6 protein-coding genes are annotated in these 11240 nt (G+C 69.9%); all 6 read left to right on the top strand.

Going from position 1 to position 11240, the window contains the following annotated elements; all coding sequences use genetic code 11:
- Window positions 1–40: 40 nt before the first annotated feature.
- The 6 genes from CVV72_RS19710 (at window position 41) to CVV72_RS19685 (ending at window position 11226) form a co-directional block, all read left to right on the top strand.
- On the top strand, window positions 41–490 hold the full coding sequence (locus CVV72_RS19710; RefSeq protein ID WP_255632744.1) for a single-stranded DNA-binding protein: 450 nt from the start codon (window positions 41–43) through the stop codon (window positions 488–490).
- A gap of 96 nt (window positions 491–586) precedes the next feature.
- Window positions 587–2263 carry an energy-dependent translational throttle protein EttA gene (gene ettA, locus CVV72_RS19705; protein ID WP_034313863.1) on the top strand — a complete coding sequence of 559 codons (1677 nt, stop codon included), beginning with the start codon at window positions 587–589 and terminating at the stop codon, window positions 2261–2263.
- Between the two features lie 16 nt (window positions 2264–2279).
- Window positions 2280–4859 (top strand): hypothetical protein, encoded by a 2580-nt coding sequence (locus tag CVV72_RS19700; protein WP_219153722.1) that lies wholly within the window; start codon window positions 2280–2282, stop codon window positions 4857–4859.
- A 346-nt stretch (window positions 4860–5205) separates the two neighbouring features.
- The gene (locus CVV72_RS19695) at window positions 5206–10179 is read left to right on the top strand and encodes an NAD-glutamate dehydrogenase (protein WP_219153721.1); all 4974 of its coding nucleotides are present in this window, start codon (window positions 5206–5208) and stop codon (window positions 10177–10179) included.
- Complete coding sequence (locus CVV72_RS19690) at window positions 10179–10598, top strand: thioesterase family protein (protein ID WP_219153720.1); 420 nt, start codon at window positions 10179–10181, stop codon at window positions 10596–10598. Before CVV72_RS19695 ends, CVV72_RS19690 begins: the two co-directional genes overlap by 1 nt.
- Window positions 10591–11226, top strand: coding sequence for a hypothetical protein (locus tag CVV72_RS19685; RefSeq protein ID WP_219153719.1), 636 nt, complete (start codon window positions 10591–10593; stop codon window positions 11224–11226). Before CVV72_RS19690 ends, CVV72_RS19685 begins: the two co-directional genes overlap by 8 nt.
- Window positions 11227–11240: the final 14 nt, after the last annotated feature.

The following is an 11240-nucleotide window of genomic DNA, read 5'->3' as shown; positions in this document are numbered from 1 at the left end:
GGAAGGTCCCGGAACGAGGAGAAGGGCGAGTGTGATGGCGATGGGCGAAACGTGGGTGACCATGATCGGCAACCTGACCAGCGAACCGGTCCACCATCCGGAGCGGGTGCACGGGCACGACGTCGTGTCGTTCGGCCTGCGGAGTGTCGAACGCCGCTACGACAAGGAAAGAGGGGAGTGGGGAGAGGGACGGCAGCTCGCCGTCAAGGTCACCTGCTGGCGCAAGCTGGCGATGGCGGCGTTCTCCTGCCTCAGCAAGGGCGACCCGGTGATCGTGGCCGGGCGGTTGCGCGGCGCAGAGACCGCGGAGGAGATCCCGGCACCTCTGGGTCTACCTGAGCTTGAGGCCTTCTCCATCGGCCCCAACCTGGCGCGGTGCTCGGCCGAGATCCACCGGATGGGACGTGACCGGCCGAGAGCGATCCCGCCGGTGCCGCCGCCCGCCGGGAATCCCATGGTCACCGCGCTGGAGGAGGCGCCCGTGGGGTGAGGTTCCGATGCTCACTCAGTGATATCGGGCTGACTGTCGGTAGCTCGGTGGTGACCGCCGTCAAGGCCGCGATCGCCTCGCTCTACGATCGTTTGCATGGCCGAGTTCATCTACACCATGAAGAAGGTGCGCAAGACCGTTGGGGACAAGGTCATCCTCGACGACGTCAGCACCGCGTTCTACCCCGGCGCCAAGATCGGCGTGGTGGGGCCGAACGGCGCGGGTAAGTCCACCGTTCTGAAGATCATGGCGGGGATCGAGCAGGCCAGCAACGGCGAAGCCTTCCTCCAGCCTGGCGCCAGCGTCGGCATCCTCATGCAGGAGCCGGAGCTCAACGAGGAAAAGACCGTCCGCGAAAACGTCGAAGAGGGCCTTGGCGACATCAAGGTCAAGCTCAACCGCTTCAACGAGGTCGCCGAGCTCATGGCGACCGACTACAGCGACGAGCTGATGGAGGAGATGGGCAAGCTCCAGGAGGAGCTCGACCACGCCGACGCGTGGGAGATCGACTCCACGGTCGAGCAGGCCATGGACGCGCTTCGCTGCCCGCCGCCGGACGAGCCGGTCACCCACCTCTCCGGTGGTGAGCGCCGCCGGGTCGCGCTGTGCAAGCTGCTCCTGTCCGCACCCGACCTGCTGCTCCTCGACGAGCCCACCAACCATCTGGACGCCGAAAGCGTGCTGTGGCTGGAACAGTTCCTGGCGAACTACGCCGGCGCCGTCCTCGCCGTCACCCACGACCGGTACTTCCTGGACAACGTCGCCGAGTGGATCATGGAGCTCGACCGCGGCCGCGTCGTCGGCTACGAGGGCAACTACTCGACGTACCTGGAGAAGAAGCGCGAGCGCCTCGAGGTCCAGGGCAAGAAGGACGCCAAGCTCGCCAAGCGGCTGAAGTCCGAGCTCGACTGGGTCCGGTCCAACGCCAAGGCGCGCCAGACCAAGTCGCGGTCCCGGCTCGACCGCTACGAGGAGATGGCCGCGGAGGCGGACAAGCACCGCAAGCTCGACTTCGAAGAGATCCAGATCCCGCCGGGGCCCCGGCTGGGCAGTGTGGTCGTCGAGGTCGAGAAGCTGCGCAAGGGCTTCGACGACCGGGTACTGATCGACGGGCTGTCGTTCGACCTGCCGCGCAACGGCATCGTCGGCGTGATCGGGCCGAACGGTGTCGGCAAGACGACCCTGTTCAAGACGATCGTCGGGCTCGAGGAGCCGGACGACGGCCGCGTCAAGATCGGCGAGACGGTCAAACTGTCCTATGTGGACCAGAACCGCGGCGGGATCGACCCGAAGAAGACGGTATGGGAGGTGGTTTCGGACAAGCTGGACTACATCCACGTCGGGCAGACCGAAATGCCCTCGCGTGCCTACGTCAGCGCGTTCGGTTTCAAGGGGCCGGACCAGCAGAAGCCGGCGGGCGTGCTCTCCGGTGGTGAGCGCAACCGGCTGAACCTGGCGCTGACCCTCAAGCAGGGCGGGAACCTGATCCTGCTCGACGAGCCGACGAACGACCTGGACGTCGAGACCCTGGGCTCGCTGGAGAACGCTCTCGAGCAGTTCCCCGGCTGCGCCGTGGTCATCTCGCACGACCGGTGGTTCCTCGACCGGGTCGCGACGCACATCCTCGCTTGGGAAGGAACGGACGAGAACCCCTCGCAATGGTTCTGGTTCGAAGGTAACTTCGAGGGCTACGAGAAGAACAAGGTCGAACGTCTCGGTGCCGAGGCGGCTCGTCCGCACCGCGTCACCCATCGCAAGCTGACCCGCGACTGAGGGCCGGGGGTTCCCCGTGGAAGCCAGCAAGCGCCAACGGCCGGGCTCGCCCACCACCATGGTGGGTGGGCGGACGGCTGCCACCGGGGGAACCCTGTCCGCTGTCGGCAGGTTGATCGAACGCGCGGACGCCCTGCACCTGAGGGCGCCCGAGCTCGCACTGGTCCTCGGGGAGCGCGCGGCCGCGCTCGCCGAGGCCGCCGGTGCCGACGAACAGTGGATCCGCGCGGAGAGCCTGGTGGTGAGCGCCCGGGTGCGGCTCGGTGGCCGTCCCCGGACGGTCGGCCGCGCCGTGGCCGCCCTGCGGGCCGCGGAGCACGCGGGCTACGGCGACATCGCCGCCCGGCTGAGGATCGACCTGGCGGTCTGCGCGCGCAGTGTGGGCATCCCGCTGACAGGCCTGGCGGTGCTGCGTCCGTTGCTGGCGGATCCGGCGGTTTCGGCGTCGCACCGGGCGGAGGCGTTGTGCCACCTCGTCGGCTGCTTGGCGCAGTTCGGCCGCAAGGCGGAACTGGACCGGGTGCTCGCCGAGGCGGACAAGCTCGTGCTCGGCGACGGCTCGATGACGGCGGATTCCCAGTTGCTGATCCGCGCGTTGCTGCGGGTCGGGGTGTCGGCACACCGGCGACGGCACGGTGACCTGACGTCGGCCGCCGACGCCGCGCGGACCGGGCTCGGCATGCTCGAAAAGCTCGGAAATCCCGACGACGACGGTGGGCTCGTCCGGATCAGGCTGGTCCTGCAACTCGTCTGCACGTTGCTGGACCGGGGCGACACGGAGATGGCGCTGGAGGTCGCGCAGCCGATCCTCGACGCACCCGTCCGGGCCGCCGGGATCGCACCGGCCGCGTGGCTGCGGCTGGCGGTGGCGACTCGTGTCCTGCTGCCCGCGGGATCCGGTGAAGCCGCGGGAATGCTCGTCCGTGAGGCGGTCGCGGGGGCCGAGGACCACAACCTGCACGCCGTCACGGCGCGGCTGTGGCTGGAGCTCGCGCAAATCGAGGAACGGCTCGGCCGGGCCGAAGAGGCCATCGGCTGCCTGCACCGTTCGCGTGCCGCCGAGCATCTGCACTCCCGTGCGCGCAGGCAGGCGTGCAACGTCCTGGTCGGTGAATTCGGCGCGGCCGAGAACGCCGCCGTCGACCTCGACGACGTCCTGCGTGCCGTCGCCGCGCGGCCGTCCGCCGCCGCGGCCCCCGTTCCCGCACCGGAACCGGCCGAGGTGACCGCGGTGATCCCGGCGATCCCGGCGATCCCGGCGATCGACGTGACGGCCCCAAAGCGGGCCGCGGCCGAGCCGCCGCTTCGCCGTGAACCACCGCAGCCCGCGCGGCAGAGCAGGCATGCGGAATCCGCGCCGGCGCGGTACACGCCGGTCGAGCCTCCGAGCCCCGCCGCGGAGCCGGGCCCGGCGGAACCACCCGTGGCGCCGATCGTGGAACCGGTCGCGGAAAAGACCGAAGCGCCGGTGCTGAAGCCGCCGTCCCGGCCCGAGCCCGCCAGGGAAGCGGCGGCGTCCGACAGCGACTGGCGCCGTCGGGTGCCGAAGAAGGCCAAGCCGTCGATCAGGTTCGAGCCCAAGGCCGAACCGGTCGCGCCGAAACTGATGCCGCCGCCGAAGCCGGAGCCCGCCCCGCGCCCCGAACCGATGCCGCGCCCCGAGCCGGTCTCGCGTCCGGAACCGGTCTCGCGTCCGGAACCGGAGCCCGTGCGCCGCCGCCGTCAGGAGGAGCCCGCGGCTCGCGAGACCGTCGCTCCCGAACCGGCGATCGCCAGGCCGGAAACGCCGGCTCCGGTCACGCGGCGCCGGGCGGAGGAGCCGATGCCCGTCGCGGCGTCGGAGCCGGTCCTGCCGGAACTGCTGCTCGCTCCCGAGCCCGCCGCCGAACCACGGCCGCGCGTGGCGGCGGAGAACCGGCCGCCGGGCACCGCCGCGCCGTTGTGGGAGAGCGACGAGTGGGCGGCCGAAGAGCGGGCGCGCCGGTCCTCGGCGCCGGTCTCGCGCAAGACCAGGCACGACGCCGAACACGGTTCGGTGGCGGCGAAATCGGTATTGGACCGGCTCGGCATCTCGAGCACGGGCGGGCAGGGCGGCGGACGGCGTCGCGCGGACGGCGCCGCGGATCCCGTCCACCCCGAACCCTTCGCCGAAGAACGTGCCGACACCGGCCGCGCCCGCCGGGAACAGCCGCCGGTCGAGTACGGCGAACCCGCCGTCCCGCTCGCGCCGCCGCCCCGGGAGGACCCGGGGTCGTCGCAGGCAGCCGGGATCGGGGAAGGCTCTCACCCGGGCGCCAAGGAAGAGGTCGCGGATCCGTGGCTGCCGCGGTTGCGGATGCCGCCGGCGTTGGACCCGCTGACCGACACCGGCTCCTGGCGTCCGATCACGCCGTTCCCGGAGAGCTACGCCCGGGCGATCGCCGAGGACGAACCGCCGCCGGACGCCGGTCTCGCCGACCTGCTCGCCCGCGCCCTCGCGGAGCACCAGGCGGGCACCGCCAGCGCGGCCGCCCTCGTGAAACAGCTCGGCTCCCAGGACTCGGGAAAGCGTCCCGTGAACGGCCACGACCGGCACCGCGCCAACGGCAGCGACTGATCCGGGCGCGGTAGCAAAGGTCCCTTGCTCCACCTCGGTGGAAGCGGTGACCGGCTTGAACGATTCAGTCGGCCGGACGAGATCGCCCGAAGCGGCACCGCGTGGCAATGGGTGCTGGTCACCCCGGTGCGGCGGGTCGCGGAGAGGTCCGGACAGACCGCCGATGTGACCCGTGAGTAGCTGAACCGATCACGGCGATTCCGGTATCTGAGCAGGGAAATCTTCGACGGCCGGGAAGGACCCGGCCTTGTGGAGCCGACTGTCCGGAGCTGTAGGTTGGGTCTGGGCCGGTACAGAGTCGTGCCGGTCGCGGTGTCAATCTCGCTACAGTGGAGAGTTGCCTCAAATGAGCTCGACGGGAGTCTCGTCCCCGCCCGGAAAAGATGTCGGCACCGAGGATGGCGCCCGGCGCCGGTCGGCGAACCCGGAGCAGATCCGGGACGACCTGATCGACGCCGCCGCGGCATACGCCCCGGAGATCGGCGACTTGATCCGCTTGTACTACCGGCACATCCCGGCCGAAGAGATTCTCGGTGACGACCCGGTCGACCTCGTCGGCGCCGTCCGCTCGCATCTGCAGCTCGCGAAGGACCGGATGCCCGGCCGCCCCGCGGTGCGGTTGCTGAACCCGACGGGGCCCGAAGACGGCTGGACGCGTGAGGCGACCGTCGTGCAGGTCGTCACGGACGACATGCCGTACCTGGTGGATTCCGTCGCGGCCGAGTTCGCGCGCGACGGGGTGCAGGTGCAGCGCATCGTGCACCCGATCGTCGTGGTGAGCCGGGATCTGACCGGCGAGCTGCTGGAGGTCCACCCGGACGCCGACCCGGCGGAGCCGCCGGCGAATTCGGCCGCCGAGTCGTGGATGTACATCGAGATCGACCTGGTGACGGATCCGAACCGTGCCCGTGAGCTGGACAACCGGCTGTCATCGGTGCTGGGTGACGTGCGCGAGGTCGTCGAGGACACCGACAAGATGGCTGAGACGGCCCGCCGTCTCGCCGACGAGCTGGACGCGAACCCGCCGCGGCTGCCCGCGCACGAGGTCGCCGAGGGCGCCCGGCTGCTGCGCTGGCTGGCCGACGGCCATTTCACCTTCCTCGGTTACCGCCGTTACGAGCTGATCGACAACCCGCATCCGGAAAGCGACGAGCCCGCCCTGCGCGCGGTGCTCGCCACCGGGCTCGGCGTACTGCGCCAGGACAGCCTGGCCGCGCGCAGTCTCACCGCCGGTCCGGACACGGCGGCGTCCGCGCTCGCGCCGACGCTGCTGGTGCTGACCCAGGCGAGCGCGCCGTCCACGGTGCACCGTCCGGTGTATCCGTACTACGTCGGCGTGAAAACCTTTGACGACAACGGAAACGTCACTGGCGAGCACCGCTTCCTCGGCATGTTCACCACCACCGCGCTGCACGAGAACGTGCTCGACATCCCGGTGGTCTGCAACCGGGTCCGCGAGGTCATCCACCGCGCGGGCTTCCCGATGGAGTCCTTCTCCGGCCAGCGGATGCTCGAAGTGCTGCAGAACTGGCCGCGCGCGGACCTGTTCTCGGCCGACACCGACTCGCTGTACTCGACGACGACGGGCGCGATCGCGCTTTCGGATCGCCGACGGCTGCGCCTGTTCCTGCGCCGCGACCCGTACGGCCGCTTCTACTCGTGCCTCGTGTACCTCCCGCGTGACCGCTACACGACCCGTTCGCGGCTCGCGATGCAGGAGGTCCTGCTCGAAGAACTCGAAGGCACGCAACTGGAGTACAGCGCGCGCATCGGTGAGACCGTGCTCGCGCAGGTGCACTTCATCGTGCACACCGATCCGTCGCAGCGGTCCGAACCGGACACCCTGCGCATCCAGGACCGGCTCAACGAGGCCGTTCGCAGCTGGGACGACCGGATGGTCGAGGCGATCCTCGCCGAACGCCGCGGGCGCGCCGGGGACAGCGGCGCCGCGCTCGGCCTGATGGGCGAAGAATCCGCCGGTGAGCAGGGGCAGCGGTTCGCCGCGGTGTTCCCCGAGGGCTACAAGGAGGACTTCACCGCGCTCGAAGCGCTCGCGGACCTCCGTGCCCTGGAGTCGCTGACCGACGAGGGCGACCTGTCGATGTCGTTCTACCTGCCCGCCGACGCGGAGGCGGGGGAGCGGCGTTTCAAGCTGTACCTGCGCGGTGAGGGCGTCACGCTCTCCCAGGTGCTCCCGGTCCTGCAGCGGATGGGTGTCGAGGTCGTCGACGAACGGCCGTACGAACTGCGCCGCGAGGACGGCGGCCGGTCGTGGATCTACGACTTCGGCCTGCGCATCGACCCGCAGGTCCTCGACCACGCGGACAGCGACCTCCGCACCCGCTTCCAGGACGCCTTCCACGCCGCCTGGCGCGGCGACTGCGAGGTCGACGGCTTCAACGGCCTCGTCCTGCGCGCCGGGCTCACCTGGCGCCAGGCGGCCATCCTGCGGGCCTACTCGCGGTATCTGCGCCAGACGAAGATCCCGTTCTCGCAGGAGTACATCGAGAACACCGTCCTCGCGCACACCGACATCGCCACCGCGCTGGTGCGGCTGTTCGAGACCCGTTTCGACCTCGCGCTCGGCGACGAGGCCCGCGCGTCCCAGGCCGACCAGCTCACCACCGAGATCGGCAAGCTGGTCGACGAGGTGACGAGCCTCGACGAGGACCGGATCCTGCGGCGGCTGATGTCGGTCATCCTCGCCACGCTGCGCACGAACTACCACGTCACCGACGAGGACGGGAACTCCCGCCAGTACCTCGCGCTCAAACTCGACCCGAGCGCGGTGCCCGAGTTGCCCGAGCCGCGGCCGAAGTACGAGATCTTCGTGTACTCGCCCCGGATCGAGGGTGTGCACCTGCGCTTCGGCGACGTCGCGCGCGGTGGCCTGCGGTGGTCCGACCGCCGCGAGGACTTCCGCACGGAGATCCTCGGCCTGGTCAAGGCGCAGGCGGTCAAGAACGCGGTCATCGTGCCTGTCGGTGCGAAGGGCGGCTTCGTCGTGAAGCGCCCGCCGACGGCCACCGGTGACCCGGGCCTGGACCGCGACGCCCAGCTGAACGAGGGCATCGCCTGCTACCGGATGTTCATCTCCGGCCTGCTGGACGTGACCGACAACCGGGTCGAGGGCAAGACCGTCCCGGCGCCGAACGTGGTCCGCCACGACGGCGACGACAGCTACCTCGTGGTCGCGGCGGACAAGGGGACCGCGAAGTTCTCCGACATCGCGAATGAGGTGTCGGCGAACTACGGGTTCTGGCTCGGCGACGCCTTCGCGTCCGGTGGCTCGGTCGGGTACGACCACAAGGCCATGGGCATCACCGCGAAGGGTGCTTGGGAGAGCGTCAAGCGCAACTTCCGCGAGCTGGGCAAGGACACCCAGACCGAGGACTTCACCGTCGTCGGCATCGGCGACATGATGGGCGACGTCTTCGGCAACGGCATGCTGCTCTCGGAGCACATCCGGCTCGTGGCCGCCTTCAACCACATGCACATCTTCCTCGACCCCAACCCGGATTCGGCGACCTCGTTCGCCGAGCGGCGCAGGCTGTTCGACCTGCCGCGCTCGTCGTGGGAGGACTACGACCGCTCGCTGATCAGCGAGGGCGGCGGGATCTATTCGCGGTCGGCGAAGACGATCCCGATCAGCCCGCAGGTCCGCGAGGCGCTCGGGCTCGGCGAGGACGTCACGAAACTGGCGCCGAACGACCTCATGCAGGCGATCCTGCTGGCGCCGGTCGAGCTGCTGTGGAACGGCGGCATCGGCACCTACGTCAAGGCCGAGACCGAGTCCCACGCGGACGCGGGCGACAAGGCCAACGACGCCTTGCGCGTCAACGGCAACCAGCTCCGGGTGAAGGTCGTCGGCGAGGGCGGGAACCTCGGCCTGACGCAGCTCGGCCGGATCGAGTTCGCCCGTGCGGGTGGCAAGATCAACACCGACGCGCTCGACAACTCGGCGGGCGTCGACTGCTCGGACCACGAGGTCAACATCAAGATCCTGCTGGACCACCTGATCTCGACCGGATCGCTGGACGCCGAGCAGCGCAACGAACTGCTGGAGCAGATGACCGACGAGGTCGGCGAGCTGGTGCTGGCCGACAACTACCGGCAGAACGCCGTGCTCGGTGTCAGCCGGGCGCACGCCGGCCCGATGGTCTCGGTGCACCAGCGGCTCGTCGCGGCACTGGTCGCGAAGGGTGCTTTCGACCGCAAGCTCGAAGCGCTGCCGAGTTCGGCGGAGTTCCGCGCGCTGGAGAAGGCGGGCGAGGGCCTCACCTCGCCGGAGCTGGCGACGCTGCTCGCTCATGTCAAGCTCGACCTGAAGGACGAGCTGCTGGCGAGCGAGCTGCCGGACTCCGAGGTGTTCTCGCGTCGGCTGCCCGAGTACTTCCCGAAGCCGCTTCGGGAGCGCTTCGGCGACGCGATCTTCCAGCACCCGCTGAAGCGCGAGATCATCACGACGATGGTGGCCAACGAGGTCGTCGACGGAGCCGGGATCTCGTACGTCTTCCGCCTGATGGAGGAGATGAACGCGACCGCGACCGACGCCGTCCGCGCGTACGCCGTGGTCACCCACGTCTACGACCTGCCGTCGCTGTGGGCCCAGATCGACGCGCTGGACAACGTCGTGCCGACCGAGGTCGCGGACGAGATGATGCTGGAGACCCGCAGGCTGCTCGACCGGGCCGCCCGGTGGTTCCTCACCAACCGGCCCCAGCCGCTGGCCCCGCTCGCCGAGATCAACCGGTTCGGCCGCGTCGTCGGCGAGCTGGCCCCGCGGGCACACGAGCTGCTTCGCGGTGTCGAGTGCGCTTCGGTGGACGCGAACACCGAGCGGCTGATCGAGAAGGGCGTCCCGGCGGAACTCGCCGGCCGGGTGGCGCTGCTGCTGCACACCTACGGCCTGCTCGACGTCACCGACGTCGCGGAGCTGGCCGAGCAGCAGGCGGGGATCGACGCGGTGCACACCCCGGCGGAGACCGCGGGCCTGTACTACGCGCTTTCCGACCACCTCGGCATCGACAAGATGCTGACGTCGATCAGCGGTCTCGAACGCGGAAACCGCTGGCACGCGCTCGCCCGGCTGGCGCTGCGGGACGACGTCTACGGTTCCCTGCGGACGATCACGCTGGACGCCTTGCGGCACAGCGACTCGGGCACGGACCCGGACGAGAAGATCGCCCACTGGGAGAAGACGAACGCTTCGCGGTTGCAGCGGGCCCGCGTCGCGCTGGACGAGATCAGCCAGTTCGGCAAGCTCGACCTGGCGACGCTGTCGGTGGCGGCGAGGCAGATCCGGAGCACGGTGAGGTAGTGGCGTACATTTCCCTGATCCGGCCGCGCTGGTCGGATATGGACGTCTACGGGCACGTCAACCACGCGAATCTGGTGACCCTGCTCGAAGAGGCACGGATCCCCCTGCTGTTCGGGGACGCCGTCCGCGCGGGGCTCACCGAGCTGCCCAAGGGCATCGTGGTGGTGAAGCTGGCCGTCCATTACCGTTCGCCGATCGTGGTGTCCGATCAGGACATCCGGGTGGAGATCTCGTTGAAGGACTTGAAGCACGCCAGCTTCACCCTCGGTTACCGGGTGCACGCCGGCCCGGCCGAGGCCGACAAGGTCGCGGTCACCGCCGAGACGGTGCTCGCGCCGTTCGACACCGCGTCGGAGCGGCCCCGGCGGCTGACCGAGGACGAACGTGCCTTCCTGGAGAAGGGGTTCGCGGATGCCTGAGCTCGTCATCCCGGACGCGGGTGACCGCGAAACGCTCGGCGCGTTCGTGGCCAGGGCGGTCCGGCTCGACCAGAACACGCTGGTGCGGTTGCGGCAGCGCGGTGACGGCGTCGTCGAGGCGTGGAGCACGACTCCGTTCGAGGTCCTCGCCACCAGGGCGGTCGCCGGCGACATCACGCCGTCGGACGTCACCGTGTCCGGGAACGAGCTGCTCGCCGCGCTGACCGTCGCCGGTGGTGAACGGATGGATCCGGGCCCGGCACGCGACCTGCTGTGGCATTCCGAGCTGCCCGCACCGGGACGCTGGCAACTGGTGGACGAACTGCCGGCGACGGTGATCTCGGAGCTGGCCGATCGGGGCGTCACGCTGGCCCGCGACAACGTCGGCCCGCACGGCAACCCGCCCGCCTCGCTGATGGACCAGGCAGTGCTCACCGTTTCGGGCAACGAGCTGGAGATCAAGGTCCAGATGCGGTGCCTGTTCGCGCTGTCGGGGATGGGTTTCGTGGACTCGTCGATCGACGGCGACGTCGTCCGGGTGACCGCGACGGATTCGTGGATGCGCATCGACGCGCGGTACGGCGCCGTCCTCAAACGGCGTCACGCGCTCCTGCCGCTGCTGTTCTGACGGCTTTCTTACCG

Source organism: Amycolatopsis sp. TNS106 (assembly GCF_019330265.1).
GTDB classification, from domain to species: Bacteria; Actinomycetota; Actinomycetes; order Mycobacteriales; family Pseudonocardiaceae; genus Amycolatopsis; species Amycolatopsis lurida.
The sequence above is the reverse complement of the archived record's forward strand: the minus strand, read 5'-3'. Positions and strand labels throughout refer to the sequence as shown.

Bases quoted from the DNA above. Each gene is read 5' to 3' on its own strand.
- CVV72_RS19695 (WP_219153721.1), top strand. From the start codon at position 5,206: ATGAGCTCGACGGGAGTCTCGTCCCCGCCCGGAAAAGATGTCGGCACC.
- CVV72_RS19710 (WP_255632744.1), top strand. From the start codon at position 41: ATGGGCGAAACGTGGGTGACCATGATCGGCAACCTGACCAGCGAACCG.
- CVV72_RS19685 (WP_219153719.1), top strand. From the start codon at position 10,591: ATGCCTGAGCTCGTCATCCCGGACGCGGGTGACCGCGAAACGCTCGGC.
- ettA (WP_034313863.1), top strand. From the start codon at position 587: ATGGCCGAGTTCATCTACACCATGAAGAAGGTGCGCAAGACCGTTGGG.